At 33.1% G+C, this 20,647-nt stretch carries 14 protein-coding genes, 1 pseudogene and 1 riboswitch; of the genes and pseudogenes, 1 reads left to right on the plus strand and 14 read right to left on the minus strand.

The genetic code is table 11. From position 1 onward, the window contains the following. Positions 1-13: 13 nt before the first annotated feature. The 10 genes and pseudogenes from GQR97_RS00940 to GQR97_RS00985 all read right to left on the minus strand — a co-directional run bounded on the left by GQR97_RS00940 (position 14) and on the right by GQR97_RS00985 (position 13,438). Positions 14-2,104: a HEPN domain-containing protein gene (locus GQR97_RS00940; RefSeq protein WP_158844173.1), complete on the minus strand. Its 2,091-nt coding sequence runs from the start codon at positions 2,102-2,104 to the stop codon at positions 14-16. A gap of 47 nt (positions 2,105-2,151) precedes the next feature. Next, positions 2,152-3,400: pseudogene (locus GQR97_RS00945) on the minus strand (sulfate adenylyltransferase subunit 1). Between the two features lie 82 nt (positions 3,401-3,482). After that, a complete protein-coding gene (gene cysD / locus GQR97_RS00950; protein WP_158844175.1) occupies positions 3,483-4,388 on the minus strand; it encodes a sulfate adenylyltransferase subunit CysD in 906 nt (301 codons plus the stop codon). 74 nt (positions 4,389-4,462) lie between these two features. Beyond that, a complete protein-coding gene (locus tag GQR97_RS00955) occupies positions 4,463-5,083 on the minus strand; it encodes a phosphoadenosine phosphosulfate reductase family protein (RefSeq protein ID WP_158844177.1) in 621 nt (206 codons plus the stop codon). Then, entirely contained in the window at positions 5,083-5,328 is a 246-nt protein-coding gene (locus tag GQR97_RS00960) for a DUF2061 domain-containing protein (protein WP_410488894.1), read from the minus strand. Before GQR97_RS00960 ends, GQR97_RS00955 begins: the two co-directional genes overlap by 1 nt. Positions 5,329-5,501: 173 nt before the next feature. Next, entirely contained in the window at positions 5,502-5,921 is a 420-nt protein-coding gene (locus GQR97_RS00965; RefSeq protein ID WP_158844181.1) for an RrF2 family transcriptional regulator, read from the minus strand. 57 nt (positions 5,922-5,978) lie between these two features. Further along, a complete protein-coding gene (locus GQR97_RS00970) occupies positions 5,979-7,184 on the minus strand; it encodes a polysaccharide lyase family 7 protein (protein WP_158844183.1) in 1,206 nt (401 codons plus the stop codon). Positions 7,185-7,257: 73 nt separating this feature from the next. Further along, complete coding sequence (locus tag GQR97_RS00975; RefSeq protein ID WP_158844185.1) at positions 7,258-8,430, minus strand: trans-sulfuration enzyme family protein; 1,173 nt, start codon at positions 8,428-8,430, stop codon at positions 7,258-7,260. A 203-nt stretch (positions 8,431-8,633) separates the two neighbouring features. Further along, on the minus strand, positions 8,634-12,032 hold the full coding sequence (thrA, locus tag GQR97_RS00980; RefSeq protein ID WP_158844187.1) for a bifunctional aspartate kinase/homoserine dehydrogenase I: 3,399 nt from the start codon (positions 12,030-12,032) through the stop codon (positions 8,634-8,636). 131 nt (positions 12,033-12,163) lie between these two features. Beyond that, a complete protein-coding gene (locus GQR97_RS00985; protein ID WP_158844189.1) occupies positions 12,164-13,438 on the minus strand; it encodes an O-acetylhomoserine aminocarboxypropyltransferase/cysteine synthase family protein in 1,275 nt (424 codons plus the stop codon). Between the two features lie 132 nt (positions 13,439-13,570). Beyond that, positions 13,571-13,695, minus strand: a riboswitch (SAM riboswitch). A gap of 380 nt (positions 13,696-14,075) precedes the next feature. On the opposite strand from GQR97_RS00985, the gene GQR97_RS00990 reads away from it, so the two are divergent. Then, on the plus strand, positions 14,076-14,525 hold the full coding sequence (locus GQR97_RS00990; protein ID WP_158844191.1) for a hypothetical protein: 450 nt from the start codon (positions 14,076-14,078) through the stop codon (positions 14,523-14,525). A gap of 99 nt (positions 14,526-14,624) precedes the next feature. On the opposite strand, the gene GQR97_RS00995 is transcribed toward GQR97_RS00990, so the two are convergent. The 4 genes from GQR97_RS00995 to GQR97_RS01010 all read right to left on the minus strand — a co-directional run bounded on the left by GQR97_RS00995 (position 14,625) and on the right by GQR97_RS01010 (position 19,831). Further along, positions 14,625-16,046, minus strand: a complete 1,422-nt coding sequence (locus GQR97_RS00995) for a sulfatase (protein WP_158844193.1) — start codon at positions 16,044-16,046, stop codon at positions 14,625-14,627. Positions 16,047-16,048: 2 nt separating this feature from the next. Further along, on the minus strand, positions 16,049-16,738 hold the full coding sequence (locus GQR97_RS01000) for a sialate O-acetylesterase (protein ID WP_158844195.1): 690 nt from the start codon (positions 16,736-16,738) through the stop codon (positions 16,049-16,051). A 329-nt stretch (positions 16,739-17,067) separates the two neighbouring features. Further along, entirely contained in the window at positions 17,068-18,507 is a 1,440-nt protein-coding gene (locus GQR97_RS01005; RefSeq protein ID WP_158844197.1) for an agarase, read from the minus strand. A gap of 16 nt (positions 18,508-18,523) precedes the next feature. Continuing rightward, positions 18,524-19,831, minus strand: coding sequence for a sulfatase (locus tag GQR97_RS01010; RefSeq protein WP_199269896.1), 1,308 nt, complete (start codon positions 19,829-19,831; stop codon positions 18,524-18,526). Between the last annotated feature and the right edge of the window lie 816 nt (positions 19,832-20,647).

Raw genomic sequence — 20,647 nt, forward strand, 5'->3', positions numbered from 1 at the left:
TTGTAATTTTAAATTACGCCTCTTGTTCGGCTGTTCTAAACGCTCTTACAGCTGCTAAAAATTTATTTGCGCTATCAATATAGTTTACAGCAAAATCTTTAGTTGGTGCGTTTTTATTAATTTGGTATATCAATTCTGAAAATGAAGTACCTAATTCAATTTTTCCGCTTTCAACAAAAACTTCATCAAACTGAGAAATAATTCCGGCGTGTGTATTCGTCTTTTTATTCTCTGCTAATAATAACGCTTTTGCGGAATTAACTAGAGATGTATAAGCATAATAAATAGCACTTGAATATACCCCATCTTCAAAAGACGTTTTAGCATTTCCAATTTTCTCTTCACTTTCAAAGAACAATGTAGCAATTAAATCAATAACGACACCTGCACATTCACCAATACCTATTTCTTTTACGTATTTTTCTTCTTCACCCCAATCGATAAAATCTTCTTGAGTTAAATTAGTAACGTCTTGCAAATCGTTTAGTAAGTCGTAAAAATAACGTTCTCCAGTTACTTTATAATAATCTACAAAAGACTTTCCTTCTGCATTTGCTTCAAAATCATTTAAAATTCTACGTAAAGCTTCAGGACCTCTTTTACTTGGTACTTTTACTACCTTATCAGCAAAAAGAGCATTTCCGTTACCTAAATTTCCTCCACCTAACAATACTTGTAATGCTGGTGCTACTAATTTATCTGGTGTTCTCACAGTCATACCCTGAAAACCAATATTTGCCATATTGTGTTGTCCACAAGCATTCATACAACCACTAATTTTAATAACTAGATCTTGATTTTTTAAATATTGTGGATATTCAGCTTTAATTAAACGTTCTAATTCTACTGAAATACCAGTACTACTTGCTATACCTAAGTTACAAGTATCTGTTCCTGGACAAGCTGTAATATCTACGGCTTTATTATACCCAGCTTCTACAAAGCCTAATTTTTCTAATTCCGTATAGAAAAATGGTACTAATTCACGTTTTACAAACGGAATTACAATATTTTGACGTAATGTTAAACGAACTTCTCCAGCTCCGTATTTATCAACTAAATCGGCTAATAATCTTGCTTTATCTGTATAGAAATCACCTAATAATACTTTAACGCCAATCGCAACAAAACCTTCTTGTTTTTGTGGAATTAAGTTAGTCGATTTCCAAGTTTCAAATGTTTGTTGATCTTTAATTTCAGCTAAAGGAATATCTTCTATTTCTACAGGTATAGCTTCTTTGTAATCATCTGCATTAATAACAACACTTTTAAATTCAATTGCTTCTTGTTCTTCAGCAATTAAAGCTTTAAAAGCATCTAAACCTATATCTTTTAGCAAGAATTTCATACGTGCTTTAGCTCTACTTTTACGTTCACCGTAACGATCGAAAACTCTTAAAACACCTTCCATTACTGGAATAATTTTATCTGATGGTAAAAAACTATAAAGTTCTTCTGCATGACGGGGCTGTGAACCCAATCCACCAGCGACCATAACTTTAAAGCCACGAACACCATTTTCTACTTTCGCAATAAAACCAATATCATGTAAGTACGATAATCCGGTATCTTCATCAGTATTTGAGAAAGATACTTTAAATTTACGTCCCATTTCTTGACAAATTGGGTTACGTAAAAAGAATTTAAAAATTGCATCGGCATAAGGCGAAACATCGAAAAGCTCATCAACATCAATACCTGCCGTTTCCGAAGCCGTTACGTTTCTCACAACGTTTCCGCAGGCCTCACGTACCGTAACATCATCTTTTTCAAGTTCTGCCCAAAGCTCTGGTGTTCTTTGTAAATCTACATAGTGAATTTGGATATCTTGACGGGTTGTAATGTGTAAACGACCACGAGAATATTCATCTGAAACATCAGCGATTCTGCGTAATTGATTACTTTTCATTTTCCCGTAAGGAATCTTGATACGAATCATTTGAACACCTTCTTGACGTTGACCATAAACGCCACGTGCCAAACGAAGACTTCTAAATTTCTCTTCATCAATTTTACCATTGTTAAATAGCTCAATTTTATTAGCTAATTCAATGATATCCTTTTGTACTATTGGATTTTCTATTTCTGTTTCAAAACTTTGCATGATATACCTGACCTTTTTCTTATTAGAAAAATATTTTTTGTTATTTGTTACTGAATAAAACCAGCTCCAACCGTATTGTTAGATTGCGGATCTATTAAAATAAACGAACCGTTTGTTCTATGGTTTTTGAATTGATCAAAAAAGATAGGTTTGTTTAATTTAAACGTAACCGACGCAATATCATTAACACCTAAAGATGTTGCTTCTTTATCTATTCCCGAATAATCAGGATTAATTTTGTGGTTAATTTTATCAACCTTAGCTAATACTTTATTAACTCCATGTTGGACAATGTATTTACCCCCAACGGTTAAGTTTTCAGAATCCATCCAACATACATTAGCTGTAAATTGCTTGTCGATTGTTTGGCAAATCGTCTGCTTTAACAATCATATCTCCACGAGATACATTAATATCATTTTCTAAAGTAATCGTTACCGAAGAACGTCTTGATGCCGTTTCATACTTTTCATCGTAGAAATAGATATCCTTAATTTTAGATTTTGTTTTAGATGGTAAAACAACAATATCATCTCCAACACTTAAATTACCACCATAAACTTTTCCTGCATACCCTCTAAAATCATGAAAATCTTCAGTTTTAGGACGAATTACATACTGCACAGGGAATCGTGGTGTACCAACATTATATATATCCTTTTTATCTAAATCTTCTAAATGCTGTAATAAAGCATTACCTGTATACCAAGGCATTTTATCAGATTTATTAACAACATTATCACCCTGTAACGCACTTACAGGAATAAATGTTATTTTTTGATCTTGATAATCTCTTTTGCTCATTAATTCAGAAAAATCAGCTTTAATTTTATTATAAATTTCTTCAGAATAATCAACTAAATCCATTTTATTAATAGCGACTACAACATCTTTAATTCTCAATAAATTATTGATAAAAAAGTGACGATTGGTTTGCTCAATAACACCTTTTCTAGCATCAATTAAAACAATAGACGCCTGAGATGTTGAAGCACCTGTAACCATGTTACGTGTATACTCCACGTGGCCTGGAGTATCTGCAATAATGTAACTTTTCTTTTTAGTTGAAAAATATATATGTGCTACATCAATAGTAATACCTTGTTCTCTTTCGGCCATTAAACCATCTGTCGCTAATGAAAAATCTAGGTAATCATACCCTAGTTGTTCACTTTTATCTTCAATCGCTTTTAACTTATCTGAAGTTAATGATTTTGTATCGTAAAGGATGCGACCGATTAAGGTACTTTTACCGTCATCTACACTTCCTGCTGTTGCAATTTTTAATACTTCCATTGTTATTATAATGTTGGCCAAAAGCCTAATTTGTATTCATTTTAAAAGATTCCATTTTCACGGAAATAACAAAATTGATATTCTAGAAATACCCTTGTTGTTTACGTTTTTCCATAGCGCCCTCAGATCGTTTGTCGTCGATTCTAGCACCACGTTCAGAAATAGTAGAGTCTCTAATTTCTTCCACTACTTTCGAAATAGATACCGCATCAGAATATACTGCTGCAGTACAACTCATATCTCCAACAGTTCTAAAACGAACCATTTTTTCTAATACCTCTTCATTCTCATCTCTATAAACAACCTCATCTTCTGCAGACCAAATCATGCCATCTCTTAAGAATACTTTACGTTTGTGAGCAAAATATATTGAAGGAATTTCAATATTTTCTTTCTCTATATAAGACCATACATCTAATTCTGTCCAGTTAGAAATAGGAAACACACGTACATTTTGTCCGTGCTCAATATCACCATTCAACATATCGAATAACTCTGGACGTTGGCTTTTCTCATCCCATTGACCAAAATCGTCACGAACAGAAAAAATACGCTCTTTAGCTCTTGCTTTTTCTTCATCACGTCGAGCACCACCAATACAAGCATCAAACTTAAATTCTTCGATAGCATCAAGAAGCGTAGTAGTTTGCAACATATTTCTACTTGCATAACGACCAGATTCTTCTTTCACCTTACCTTCATCAATAGAATCTTGAACGTTACGTACAATAAGCTCTAAGCCTAATTCTTTACATAAACGATCTCTAAATTCGATAGTTTCAGGAAAATTATGCCCTGTATCTATATGCATTAAAGGAAAAGGTATTTTTGCTGGGTAAAAAGCTTTAACAGCCAATCTAACCAAAGTAATTGAATCTTTTCCTCCAGAAAACAACAACACAGGTTTTTCAAATTGTGCTGCCACTTCTCTCATAATGTATATAGCCTCGTTTTCTAACGAATTTATACTTGATGTGTCTTTATTCATAATCTTATTTATTATTTCGCTTTCGCGGAATATATTCTTTATTTCTATTTACTACAACTGTAATGTGTTACTTTTTATCCGTGCAAACCACATTCTCTATTGGATAACGCCTTTGTTGGATCGAAATATTTAAACTCGTTTGGCAAGTTATTCTCTTCCAAATACGTATCTAATTTTTCATCGCTCCAAAAATAAAACGGGCTCACCTTTAAAACACCAGCTTTACTAACACTAAAAATGCCAATGCTATCTCTAAAAGCTGTTTGTCCTTGGCGTAAATTTGTAAACCAAACTTTCGGTTTGTGCTCTGCCATAGCTCTTGCAAAAGGCTCTAACTTTACTTGTTCTGTAAACAAAGCATGTTCTGGAGCATCTACACTTGGAATCCCCATAACCACATCTCTATGAGATGATGTTTGTTTTGGCACATATAAAAACACATTTAAATCTAAGTCTTTTATAACCTGCTCTGCATGCTTATATGTTTGTGGCGTATTGTAACCGGTATCGCACCAAACTACTGCCGTTTTAGCTTTAACCGTATTTACAGCGTGTAAAATAGCAGCCTCATAAGGTCTAAAGTTTGTAGTAACTACAGCTTCGTTGCTTAACTCGAAAGCTTTAGCTATTATTTCTGCTGGTGAAGCATTTTTAAAAGCTTCATTTAATGTATTTAATTCTGATTGTTCTATCATTATTTTCCCCATTTAACTGAATTCCAAATACGCTCGTGAAAAAAGTACAGTATCATTTTTGTTACAAAATCTACCGATGCGATAGATGCTGCTACTGAAAGTTCGCCTGTTAAAAAATAAGAAACTATTAAAGTATCTAACGTTCCAATAAGTCTCCAGCTTAAAGCTTTTGCTACACTTCTAATTGGTTTTTCTCCAACTGCATCTTCTTGATAAGTAGACTTTTCTTTATTTTTTAATAACATTTGCGCTATCATTTTCTTAATCTTATATTAATCCTACCGTTTTAGTAGGGATTACAAATGTAATACATTTTTGTACATAACAAATGGGTTTTATGAATTTTTTAGGATAATGAAATATTTTCGGGATAAACTGAAGAAAATTTATAGAAAATCGAAAATTCTTCATGATTATATCAAGATTTAATATTTGATAAATCGGCTAATGTATTGTTTCGGAGCACTTCCAACGTATTATCGCGTATCATAATCATGAGTTTATTCACACTACATTGATGTTCATCTGGACAGTCGTCACACTTTTCGTAAAAATTAAGACTAACACACGGCACCATAGCAATAGGACCTTCAAGAACCCTCATAACATCGGTCATTTTAATCTCCGAAGCCTCTTGTCTTAAATAGTAACCGCCATGCTTTCCTTTCTTAGACCCCAAAATACCGGCTTTCCTTAAAGTCAACAAAATACCTTCTAAAAATTTCTGAGGAATATTTTCACTTCTTGCTATTTCACCAACAGGAACAGGCGCATCACCTTCACTTCTAGCTATAAAAGTTAATGCCTTTAATCCGTATTTTGTTTTTTTAGATAACATGTGGTAAATATAGTTATTTAAAACATTTTGCTAATATAATTATTCCTTCTAAGTTTTCTAATTAGTTGTATGCGATTTTTGTAAAGCATAAAAAGTAGCTTGTACATAATCATCTGCATCTCCCGAATTATTTTGATTATAAACACCTGCCTTAAAATACATATACTGTCCACCAACATCATAACCACTATTAGCCATATCAACAGTTTTTATAACATCATCCTTTCCTTCTCTAGAAATAGTAACCGTTAAAGCATTACTTACTACTTTTATATTATAGGAGAATTTTTCGTCTAAAGCAATGCCATCACTTGGGTTAGAAGCACTGCTACTTCTAGAGCCAATTAAATCATACCATTGTTCACTACCATATCCATCCCTAGGTTCGTGAGCAAAATATATAGATCCCAAAGCATTATCTTTTAATTTTCTATAATAAAGACGAATAGGCTCATCATCATTGGCATGGATTTGTCCTACAATAACACGACCAACTTGGCTATCATCTCCAGTTGTTGTTACATAGTTTACAGCAACCGTAGCACTCATTTCTCCATCAAAACTAGCGGCATTCGTTTTATCTGTTGTTGGTGCAGATCCAAAAACCCAATTATTTTTATTTACACCTTGCGTGCTAATACTTGTATTAGTACCTCGCAGCATTTCGCGTAACTCAACTCGCGTATAACTAGTATTTACAGACGTTTTAAAACCAGCTATAGGACATTTAAAAACCATACCTCCATCTGTAGCTGTATAAAAATAGGTGCTATTTTCGTAATCTACATTAATTTGAGCAACAGTAATAGTCAAAGCGGTACCATTACCTTTATTTTCTGGAATACTTAAATTCCAAGTCGATAAATCAAAATTACCAGATGGCGTTGCATTAGCATCTAAAGCTCCCGTATTTTCAGCTTTTGCCGCCTGAGTAATTGTTAAATTTCTTGAAATATCGCCTCCAATAACACTTACGGAACCTGTACGCACAGTGGAGTTTGGGTTTGCTGTTACAGAGATATTTATAGAACCATTATTAATTCCACTTGTTGGAGACAAAGTAATCCAATCATTATTATTAGCTGTGTACCAATATAAATTAGCCGTTACTGTTATTGATTTTGTTTCTTCACTTGCAGAAAACTCCGAAACGGTAGATATTTCTAAGCTATCCACCTGCTCTTCTTCTCCAGAATCACTTGAACTACAATTAAAGGCAACAGTTAAGACTAAAAACGCACAAACAATATTTAATAATTTCATTATGTAAATAATTTTTATAAAAATAGCACCTTAAATTATGAGAAACTAAAAAATAATGGCTTTTAAGTAAAATCTAAGCAAGTGCCTGCTCTATATCGGCAATAATATCATCAATATGTTCTAACCCTAAAGAACAACGCACCATACCATCTGTAATACCAGCAGCAGCCTTTACCGACGCTTCAACTTTAGCATGCGTTGTACTTGCTGGGTGTGTTACAATAGTTCTAGTATCTCCTAAATTAGCCGATAGCGAACACATTTTTATACTATCAAAAAAGGATTTACCACCTTCTATGCCACCTTCAACTTCAAAAGCCACAATACTTCCTCCCATTTTCATTTGCTTTTTAGCAATGTCATGTTTAGGATGCGACTTTAAAAACGGATATTTCACCCATTTTACTTTAGGGTGTGCTTCTAAAAATGTAGCCAACTTTAATGCATTTTCACAATGTCTTTCAACTCTAATCGCTAGAGTTTCTAAAGATTTAGACAATACCCACGCATTAAACGGACTCATAGACGGCCCTGTTAATCGTGAGAATAAGTAAATTTCGCGAATCAATTCCTTTTTACCAACCGTTACACCACCTAGCACGCGTCCTTGACCATCCATTAGTTTAGTAGCAGAATGAATAACCAAATCTGCACCAAATTTTATAGGTTGCTGTAAATACGGCGTCGCAAAGCAGTTATCTATTACAAGCAGTAAATTATGCTTTTTACAAATAGCACTTAAAAACTCCAAATCCAACACATCAACACCAGGGTTTGTCGGTGTTTCCGCATAAATAAATTTAGTGTTTGGCTGTATTAAACTTTCTATGGTTTCAACTTCATTGATATTGAAATATGAACATTCAATATTCCATTTCGGAAAATACTTAGTAAACAAACCATGCGTAGCACCAAAAACAGAACTGCAAGACACCACATGGTCTCCAGCATCCAACAACGTTGCAAATGTAGAAAACACAGCAGCCATACCACTTGCAAAAGCAAAACCAGCCTCTGCACCTTCCATTTTACAAACCTTATCTACAAATTCGTTTACATTAGGATTGCTATATCTACTATATAAATCACGTTGTTTCTCTTCCGCAAAAGACGCCCGCATCTCCTCAGAATCTTCAAACACAAATCCGGACGTTAAGTACAAAGGTACCGAATGCTCCGAAAATTGTGTATTTTCACTCTGTGTGCGTATCGCTTCTGTTTCAAAATGTTTTTTCTTCTCGCTCATTGTATTTTCACTATTCAATAAAGGTAAAAAACCCTCAAAGATTTATTTTTAATATTTTTATTTGGGCATTCCCCTATCGGGTCGGGCTTTCCGCTATATCTTTTTTGAGAAAAACAAAAAAGGATGCCGCATCAATCCCTAATGCACTTACCTGCTATGGTTTGTTTCGATTCTATTTTTTTAATTTCCGCGAAGGCAAAAATCTAATTGATATGCTTAGACAATCGTAAAATATCACCAAATACACCACGTGCTGTAACCTCAGCTCCAGCACCTGCTCCTTGAATCACGATAGGCTGTTCCCCGTAACTCTCAGTAAATATTTCAAAAATAGCATCCGAACCTTTTATTTGGCCTAGAGTACTATCATTTGGTATAGATACGAGTTTCACCTCTAAAACGCCTTTATCTTGAGATAAATCTCCCGATAAATCACCAATGTAGCGTAACACGTGTCCTGGCCCTTGCTTATCTTTTATAGCCTGGTATTGTTCATTTAAAACATCTAATTGTCCTAAAAATGATTCCACAGATATATTTTGATACGCTTCTGGAATTAAATTCTGTACCGAAACATCTTCAAATTCATTATGCAAATCTAACTCTCTCGCTAAAATTAATAACTTTCTAGCTACATCATTTCCAGAAAAATCTTCTCTAGGGTCAGGTTCTGTAAAGCCTTTGTCGATAGTTTCCTGAATAATTTCACTAAACGGTTTATTTTCAACAGAAAAATTATTGAATAAATAACTTAACGTTCCCGAAAACACACCACGGATTCTTGTAATATTCTCACCAGATTCGTGCAATAACTTAATAGTATCAATTAACGGTAAACCTGCACCAACAGTAGTTTCATATAAATATTGTTTGTTATTTTCTTTCAACTGAACACGTAAATCTTTATAAAACTTATGAGAAATGGTGTTTGCAATTTTATTAGAAGACACCAAATCGAAACCAGCCTCTATTAAAGGGATGTAGTTTTCATAAAAATTAGGACTTGCCGTATTATCTACAGCAATTAAATTTTCTAAATGATTTTCTTTAGCAAAAGCAATAATATCCTCAATAGAACTTTCTGTTTCTACCGTTTTAATAGCATCTTCCCAATTAGCATCAACCCCATTTTTACTTAAAAGTTGCTTTTTAGAATTCGCAATAGCAAATACATTTAAGTTAATGGCTTTACGTTTTTCAATATCACTTCTCGATTTTAAAATTTGATTAATCAATGCGCCTCCAACACCTCCGTGTCCAAAAATGGCAATGTTTATTTTTTTAGAAATTCCGAAAATCTCACCATGAATCACATTCATTGCTTTATGCAATTGCGATTTTTTAAGCACTAAACTTATATTTCTTCCGGTAACGGTATTGTTAAACAACAACGGCGTAATCTGGTTTTTTATAAGTGCATTAAATGGTTTGTGGAACGAACTTAACTCGATACCAATAATAGAGATTACCGATACATCGTCTACCACATGGATTTTATTTACATCCTGAGAATAAAAATCGTTTTCAAACTCACGCTCTAACGCAATGACTGCTTGTGTCGCTTCGCTCGCATTAATAATTAAACCAATACCACGCTCTGATGAACCTTGAGAAATAATACTCACACTAATATCATGAATACTTAACGCTCTAAAAATTCGAGCATCTACTCCACTTTTACCTAACAAACCACGACCTTCAAGGTTTAGCAACGCTACGTTATCTAAAACAGAAAGCGATGTTACTTCTTTAGCACTTGGTTTTGCCGTAATTAATGTGCCTTCATCCTCAGGATTAAAGGTATTTAAAATACGTAAGTTGATATTTTTTTCAACTAAAGGAATAATGGTTTTGGCGTGTAAAATGGTAGTTCCAAAGTTGGCCAACTCATTCGCTTCACTAAACGATAATTCTCTAATTTTTTGAGCATCGGCAACCAAGTCTGGGTTTGCCGTATATATACCGTTTACGTGTGTATAATTTTGTAACTCTTCAGCATCTAAATAATTCGCAATTAAGGCTGCGGTATAATTACTTCCGTTTCGACCTAAAGTAGTAGTTTCATCTTTTAAATTAGACGCAATAAAACCAGTCACCACATTTACAGCGTCTTTATTTGCTTTAAAATATGCCGTCACATTATCTTTCGATATTTTGGCTATTGGAATCGCATTCCCGAAGTTTTCATCGGTTTTTATCAACGTTCTCGAATCTACCGCATTGGCTTTTATTTGCTTCTGATTAAGTAATTCTGAAACCATTTTAATAGCCAACAATTCGCCTTGAGCTAAAATGGTATCTTTAATCTTTCCGCTGTAATCTCCAAGTAAACTAACACCTTCAAATAATTTATCAAGCAAGGTGAACTCATCTGTAAAATCGATGGTTTTTAAAGGTTCTTTTTGGTAGTTTTTAAAAGTCCCTAATTGTGCTTTATAATCTATGCCCTTTGCAGCAAGATTTAAAAGCGCTTCTAATTCATCGGTAGCATTACCACGCGCTGAAACGACAACCGATATTTTATCGCCATTATTAATTTTATTTTCAATAATGGTTATTACATTATTCAATCCTTCGCCATTGCCTAAAGATTTGCCTCCAAACTTTAATACTTTCATTCTTTTCTTTTTTGAATCTGGCACAAAAATGCCTTCTATAATTTTTTCTAACTGCTCGTATTCCATTAAAAACGCATCGTGACCGTGTACCGAGTGAATTTCGTTATACGTAACATTTGGGTTGGTTAATGCTAATTGTTTGTGTGTTTCTCTATTTTCTTCTGCTGTGAAAAACAAATCGGAATCGACACCTACAATATGGATATTCGCTTTAATATTTTCTAAGACATTAAAATCTTCTGGTCTATTTTTGGTAACATCAATTGTTCTAAGCAACTGATTCATTAATTTATAAGCTGAAAGCTGAAAACGTTCTTGCAACTTTTTACCGTGATGTAACAACCAACTTTCTACATTAAAAATCTCTAAATCTACATTTTTAGAACGATGAAAACGTTCTTTAAAAGATTCTGGAGTGCGGTAACACAACATGGCGTGCATACGCGCATCGTGCACCGGGTTTTTAGAATTGATTAAAAACTGCTCTTGAATCTGGCAGTTTGCTATAAGCCAATCTGTAGATTTCCAATCGGTTGCGATAACCACCAAGTTTTCGGTAAAATCAGGTTGTAAAACCGCCATTTCCCAAGCAATTCCGCCACCTAATGAACCACCAACGGCAGCAAAAAGTTTTCCTATTTTTAATTCTTTTAAACCTAGTAAAAATATTTTTGCGACATCGCGTGCAATAAAATCTTTGTAATTATCAATAGCAAAGCCATCATAACTGTTTCCTGGAATATTAAACGCTAAAATGCTGTATAGTTTCGTGTCGATTACTTTATCATCGCCAACCAAATCTAACCACCAGCCATCTTCCCCAGCCACATCACTGTTTCCTGTTAAAGCATGATTGATTAACACAATAGGTGTGCTTCCAAGCGGTTTTCCAAACACTTGATAACTTAAATTAATTTCAGCATTAAGCACATCGCTTTCCGTGCGATAATTTTTAATGGTAATATGTTGCAATGGATGCTTCAATGGTTTGTGTATTTATATTAGACCTGCTCCATTAAAAAAACCGAGCAGGTCTTAGAAAATCAAATTTTAAAATATCACTTTCGTGAGAATAGTAAATTTAATAATTAGCCTCGAATTTACGAGTGTTATTATTAAATGGTTGCAAAAGCCGCCGTTAAATCTGCTTTTAAATCGTCTATATCTTCAAGACCAATAGATAAACGCACTAAATCGCTGGACACTCCAGCAGCTTCTTGCGCTGTTTCATCTAACTGTTGGTGTGTTGTACTTGCTGGATGAATAATTAAAGATTTAGTATCTCCAATATTAGCAAGTAATGAAAACAACTTGGTATTATCGGCAATTTTCTTAGCAGCTTCAAAACCACCTTTATGTCCAAAAGTAACTAAACCACTTTGTCCTTTAGGTAAATATTTATCAGCTAAAGTTTTATATTTACTACTTTCTAAACCAGGATAGTTTACCCATGCAATATCATCTTGAGACTCTAACCATTTAGCAATCTCTAATGCATTTGCACTGTGTTGCTTAATTCTTACTGGTAAAGTCTCTAAACCTTGAATAATTTGAAATGCGTTAAACGGACTTAAAGCACCACCAAAATCACGTAAACCTTCTAATATTAATTTAAAAACATAAGATGCAGCACCTAAAGTTTCGTAGTATTTTAATCCGTGGTAACCTGCAGAAGGCTCAGTAAATTCAGGGAATTTTCCGTTAGCCCAATTAAAAGTTCCACCGTCAACAATAGCACCACCTAAAGACGTTCCTTGTCCGCCAATATATTTTGTTAAAGAATGAATAACAATATCTGCCCCGTGTTTTAAAGGATTTAATAATACTGGCGTAGCCACTGTATTATCTACAATAAAAGGCACTCCTGCTGCTTTAGAATGTACAGCAATAGCTTCTAGATCTAAAACATCTAATTTTGGGTTCCCTAAAGATTCTACAAAAAATGCTCTTGTATTATCTTGCACTGCTGCTTTAAAATTCTCTGGGTTAGAAGCATCTACAAAGGTAGTTGTAATACCAAAACGAGGTAAAGTTACACTCAACAAATTGTAAGTACCACCATATAAACTACTAGACGCTACAATATGGTCGCCAGCTTTTAAAAGCGTTAATAACCCTGTAGAAATAGCCGCAGTTCCCGATGCGAAAACAACAGCACCAACACCACCTTCTACAGCCGCTAAACGATCTTGTAAAATTTGATTGGTTGGGTTGTTTAAACGGGTATAAATAAAACCTAGTTCTTTTAATGAAAATAGGTTTGCTGCATGATCTGAATCGTTAAAAACATACGATGATGTTTGGTAAATTGGCACGGCTTGTGTTCCTCCGTTTGCTTTAACGTCGTGTCCTGCGTGTAATGCGTTTGTTGATAATTTGTGATTGCTCATTTTTCTTATTTTTTTAGTTAATTGGTTGCCGCTTTTTTTGCGATTAAATAAAAAGTCAAATTCACTTTAAAAAAGTGTACTTAATAGAAAAATGTTATAAGAAGATTTAAAATTGCAGAAAGCAATTCTTGTTAGTTATCTATCCAAACACCAATAAATGAATTGGTAATTTAAGTAGAATTTAGCACCTTCATTACTAATTGTAAAGGGTTGCTAAGGCTTCAGCGGGTCTATCCCTCCACCTTTCTTGATAACATTTCAGTAAGTTTATTGAACTTTGTGAATGCAAATATTCAATTAATAAACGCTAATATCCAAATTTTTAACAGGAATTTTTAAAGTTTTACCAATATCGCAATGTTTTATTGTTTTAAGGCTTGGCTTTTATAGAATGTTAAAAATCATAGAATTTACTTATAATAAAACTGAACTTAGCCAGCCCGTCCTTTTTTACTTTTAACTCCTAGACTAATGGCAGCCAAACATTATCAAATATTAAAACTAATAAGTTTTTTTTTAAATTTATTTTTTCTTCTAAAATACTCGTACGCAAAACCGAGGTACTCCAACACACAAAACTATCAAAGATTTAAGAGCAACCTTTTAACGTTTACAGCATCTATAAAATAAAAATCAAATGAAAAAAATCTATTTAATTCTATTACTATGTGCTATAAGTCTACAAAGTTGTAATGATGACGACTGTAATCAAAGTTGTTTTACACCACCTGAAAGTTTTAGTTTTGAAATAGTAGACAAAACAAATGATGAAAATTTATTTACAAATGGAACCTATCATTCTCAGCAAATTACAATAACAAACACCTTAAATAATTCTCCTTTAGAATTTACTTTCATATCAGAAAACAATATCAACCTTATTCAGATTGGTTCTATAGGATGGGAAACAGAAATTGTAAATTTAAAAATTGATATTTCGAATATACATATCTTTGATTTCTACGTTGATTCTGAAAGAAAAACTGAAGATTGTTGCCCTCATACTGAATACAAAGAAATATTAATAAGTAACTCTGAATTTGAATTGAATAGCCAAACTGGAATTTATAAAATTCTTGTAGAATAAAAAAATTTATCAATATTGTATATAAAAACTACTGATTCTCAAAAGAATAAATATGACAATTGTTTCTTAGTCTTGTTAAACAAATTATTTTACCCTAAATTATTTTGGTATTTTATTTATTGAAAAAACATCGCCTGTTTTAGTGATCCATTCTCTAAGCATTTGTCTATGCTCCTCAATTTTTTTTTGATATTTTTTTGAATTAATTAAAGATTTTAATTCACCTGGATCATTCTTCAAGTCGAAAAACTGTTCTGGGTATTCACCACCGTCAAAAACAAAATATTTATACTGTTCTGTAACAACCATACGCCCCACAAACACTTTTCCTTTAGGTTTGTTTTTTTCTTTTTGTTTTAATTCTGAAACTACATATTCTCTTTTCTCCTTAGGTTCCTTTGTGTTTTTTAAGAAATATGGACTCAAATTTTCACCATATAATTCCTTAGAAAATTTAGCGTTTCCTATCCCGCAAATAGTTGGATACAAATCTAAACCATTTGAGGACAAAACTTTAGAATCAATAATTCCCGATTTGGTATGCCCTTTCCATGAAACAACAAGAGGCACGTTGATAGATTCTTCATAAAAATTCATTTTTTGATTCCATTCATGTGCTGAATGTCCATCTCCATGATCGGAAGTATAAAAAATAATAGTATTCTCAAGCTCTCCTTTTTCATCTAAAGCATCTATAATACTTAATATATGATTATCCATTTTCTCAACCAATCTATCATATCCGTATAAATATTGTCTCCACTCTTTTTCTTTCCAATACTTTACAGGGTGTTTTCCAAAATTAACTCTATCCGTTGTATCGGGAGTTCTCCTTGTATAAAATCCTTCGGCCTCTTTTAATGGAATATTAAAATTTTCTGGTAACGGCGGACATTCTTCTATAGCCATATCTTCTGCCACAGCACCGTCGTGATAATCATCTTCTAGATCCGAAATATTACGAGCCAATTCACAACAATCATGAGGGTTTAATAAGGACGTAACCATAAAGAAAGGCTTGTCTCGTTCTTCATTTATAAAATCTATTGATAATTTAGCTGTTTTGGTATCATTATATTCACGTTTATACGATTCGAAACCATGCCATTCCGAAACATTTTTTATTTTAGAATTAGAAACATGCCACTTACCATAATATGCTGTATTATAGCCCGCATCTTTCAATGTTTTTCCTATAGAACTATATTCCATAAGGTTGGGGCCACTTTTACTAGGCATTACTCCTGTCATTAAAGAAGCTCTAGAAGACATACATACAGGATAAGTACAATAGCTTCGTGTAAAGGTAACGCCGGATTCGGCTAATTTATCTATTCCCGGAGTTGTAACATACTCGTAGCCTGTTTGGGTCATGATTCTACCCGAATGCTGATCGGATATAATTAGTAAAATATTTGGTCTGCTTTGATTTTCTGGAATATTTTTTCCGCTTTGAGCAAAACCATTTTGAAAGCTTAGCATAAACAAAACAGCATAAACTTTTACAACTTCAATATTCATGTTTATTTTATTTTATTTGAAATTAGCTTTAACATTTCCTCAGCATATCGTTTACCTAAAAGTCGCTGACTTGCACTATCGAAATGAGTATCATCAATAGTTAATGTATTTTCAGTAGTTATAACTCCCGTATTTCCAACAGTATTTGTAAGCTCTAAAATCATGATATTAAAATTATTTCGCTTAGGCTTATCTGGTGATAATTGTCCTGCAACAAACGGTAAGTTAGGAGTATTTAAATCTGCCCGTAAAGACTCAATTAAAGTTATTATTTTTGGCATATATTTATCATACCTTCCTGCATTTGTTTCACCTTGATGCCAGATAACACCTTTCAAAACACCGTATTCCATTGCTTTTCTCACCTGTTTGATTGCTTGATTATAAAGCGTATCTCCAGGTTTCCACTCCTCAATAGAAGTGCCCCCTTTCGCATTTACTATAAGGCCTATTTTCTTATTAGGCATGGCATTAACCATTTCTTTTGCAAAACCGTAACTCAGTCCTAATTTTTGCATTTTAATCCCCTTCCTAACTGTAGAATATTTATTCAAAGGATTTGCCGCTTTTTCCCATGGTTCATCTTCTTTTCCAGTAAACAAGAACACATTTTGGATACTGTCTTTATCTTGCTCCTCAATAGTTGCTCTTCCAGCCATATTAGACTGGCCAATGCACAAATAAAGGTCCATTGAATTGGTTTCCTTTTTTGATAAGTTATTTACAGATTTACATTGATACAAGAATCCAATGCAAATAAAAACAAGTACTTTATAATATTTCATTTATTTAATTATTTTGAATTGACCAATTTATTTAATGTATTAATTTAAGAGTTTATAAATAATCCAAAGATCCATTTATATCCTCACCTAAACGCTCTTCTAAAACTATCCATTTCGGGATAGATAACAGGATTAATTTCAGAACGAGAAAAAGTACCTTCGTTTATTTCTTTTATACTAGAAGAAGACACACAAACTATTTCTAAAAAAATAGAAAACTAATGATATAGAATAATTTATTTTTCTCTAATATCAAAATAATCAAGTAAATTATACACGTTAATATTTAGGTTTTTCATTTTTTCCATCATAGGTTTCCATACTTCATACTCGTTACTTACAATACCTTTATTAGCGTCAACATTTGAAGGATCTACGCCTTTTGCCGTAGGATCGTTATCTTGATATTTAAAGTAATGCCAACCTACACAGTTTTTCGATTCTAATAAGGTTAAATTATAATTCTGATAAAAAAGACCTCTATCTTTTTGCGTTCTCACTATCCAACCTGCTCCACTAGTATTACCCATACCAGAATCTTCTCCTTTTACATAATATTCAGTTACAATAAAAGGTTTACCCGACCAAGTTGCCCAATTATTCAAGTCTTCAGTATCAGGTGTCCAATGATTATAATAATTATTAGAAATAACATCTAAATATTTACCTGCGACTTTCATAAAAGCAGGATGATTTTTTTCTTCACTATAAAAACGAGCTCCAATATACATATGGTTTGGATCGTATTTCTTTATAGCTTTTGAAACTACAGAAAAATACTTATCTCCAACAAAAGCCATAAATAATTCGCGATACTCATCGGTAATTTCTTCTTTACTTATCCCTTGTTTCTCCAGCCATTGCTTTGCGGCTAAATAACCATAATCATCTGTTGGTAATTTTAAATAATTATCTAAAGCCTTAAATTTGAAAGGCATTTCATTATCAGAAAAGTATCCGAATAAATTTGGATCATCTTTATATTCTAATAATTGCCTAGCATGGGTATCACAAAATGTTTCAAAATTAGGATCGAACACAAAAATAGCATCATTAGGATAACCTGTATGCCCAGGTTGTTGATGCGTACCTCCTCGTTTACGCCCATAATTACTCATAAAATTCCAATTAATAGTATAAGGAAATGGTTTTTTGAGTGTTTTATTAACGGCAACAATTGCCTCAACATCAGACCATGATCCCGCACAATTAAAACCATTTTCTCGAAGCATTTCTATGGTTTCATTAATCCATTTTTCTTTAGTTTGAAACTTTTTCACAAACGCCGCTTGAGTTCTTTTTGATTTCCCTGTATTGATACTATTCAATGCTATATTGAAGTATCTATAGCCTAGCGGATCAATACCCCACCAACGGTCTTCTATTTTTTTTACATGAAAAAAACCTGTAATATCATTAGTTTGGTATTCTAAATCCCCACCGTATTTACTAAGCTTAGCTAAAGTTTTTGATGCTTTGAAGTCTGAAAGAAATTCTAAAGTTCGTGTTTTAAAAGGCTGATAATCTTTATAACTTCTTGTGCCATCTTTATTATAAATTTTCACCTTCGAATCAACCAAAATATAATCTTGATTTGAGCCATTTATACCTTGCTTCGTTGCACTTTTACATCCAAAAAAAAGCAGAACTACAGCAATACAGATTATTTTTTTCATCTTACTATTTTTAAATCTACCACTTATAATCTTTACCTTCTCTACTCAATCTCCACGATTCTTTCACTTCTTCCAACCCAGCCATCATTGTTCTCAATAATTCTGGTTTTTTGGCAGCTAAATCATGAGTCTCGCCAGGATCTTTCTTTAAATTGAAAAGCATTATTTCTTTTCCTTTATTCGGAATACAAATCTTGTAATCCCCACTTATATATGCATATAACTCAGTCCCATTATACAAACGTTGATAGCCTGAAGCTATTGGTACTGTTCTTTCTTCAAAATTACTGTTTAAAACCACAGACTTTAAGCTAACGCCGTCTAATGGAATCTTCTTGTTTGGAGAAATGTTTAGGATATCTAATATTGTTGGTAAGTAATCCACGGTTGAAGACTGGTAGTTTGAAACTTGATCTGCTTTAATATGTTCTGGCCATACTACTAACGATGGCACACGTAAACCACCTTCCCACATTTGGTGTTTATGCCCTCTAAAAGGACCAGCAGATGCAATTCCTTTTTTAGTCAACGGATCGGCTGGGCCGTTATCGCTACAGAAAAAGATAATGGTATTATCATCGACTTTATGTTTCTTTAAAAAATCATTTAACCGACCTATTTGTTCATCCATGGCAGTAATTGCACCATAATAATGTTTTTGACCAATTGGTAAATCAGGATATTTAGCTAAATATTCTGGACCTGCCACTACAGGCTCATGCGGTGTATGAAACCAAATGGTAGCAAAAAAAGGTTTTTCATCTAAAATTGATTTTTCTATAAAAGGAATCGCTCTATCCATAATAATACGACTGTCATCACCATCTAAATTTTCTGTTACAGGTTTTCCGTTTTGCACATAAATTGATCCTCCCCAAGAACCATCATCCATTGATCCCCAGCTGTTCCAACGTTCAGGAGTTTTTGTAGGATCCCATGTTGGCACGGCACTTTTTGTAGCAAAAGTTTCATCGTAGCCATGATGCCATGGAGGTGAGTACATGCCTCTAGATTCTACTTTGTCTGGTTCTACCCAACCTAAATGCCATTTCCCAAAAAAACCTGTAGAATAATCTACTTTTTTTAATACCTCAGCAATTGTGGTTTCGGCTGGTCTCATACCTCCTGTATGCGCTGCAAAAACACCTTGACGAAATGGGCTTCTACCCGTTAAAACACTAGCTCTAGTTGGTGAACATAATGGTGCCGCGGCATAAAAACTAGTAAACTTGATACCATCTTTAGACATCTTATCCAAATACGGTGTTATCACTTTATCATTTCCATTAAAACCGACATCGCCGTAACCAAGATCATCCGCCATAATAAGTATTATGTTTGGTTTTTTAGGCTTCAAATTATCCTGTGAATAACAATTACTAATTATAAAGCTAAAACTAGTAAATAATGCTAATTGATAAAAAAAATGAGTTCTCATATATTATTTTTTCTTTTATTCATAAAGGCTACAGCTACAAGCAAATAAATTTCTACTAGTCTAACAATCATCTTATTATTCTAATCAAACACAATTGGATCAACATATTCCTTTTTTCTAATATATAACCAAAGCCTGTTATTTTCTAAATTGCCATAATCTGAATAACCTATAGATTCCTGTCTAACAATCTCAAAAATAGTTGCTCCAACATCAATAGGATAAATGTAATTATTTTTTACTCAATATTCTGAGAATCTATCATCAAAAGACTCGAGGTAATTGAACACTAAATCGATAATTGAACAAAGTATAACGAATACAAAATCTAGTGAAGATATTTTAGCGAATACCGATGCCTCCGAGGTATTCAAAAAATGAATACAATAACTATTCCTATGGGTTTTATTAAAGAGAATTTAAAGTTCAGATACGGAACTCATTGAAATTCAAAACAAGATTAAACTAAAAACAGTAATAAATAATTAAGTACGAACTTATTCTGATTTATAAGATTTTTCTATTAAAAATAAATAACTTCGCTTTGCGTATTGGTATGAAAAAATGAAATTATAACATACTTATATGAATGAAATTTGGATTGAAAAGAATAATTCAATCTCTAATTCTAATGGAAACAAAACTTATGTATCTAGAAGTTTATGCAATTAATAAGAAAAAAAATCAGAAAAGTAAACATTT

Origin of the sequence: Algibacter sp. L1A34 (genome assembly GCF_009796805.1) — a bacterium.
GTDB lineage: Bacteria > Bacteroidota > Bacteroidia > Flavobacteriales > Flavobacteriaceae > Algibacter.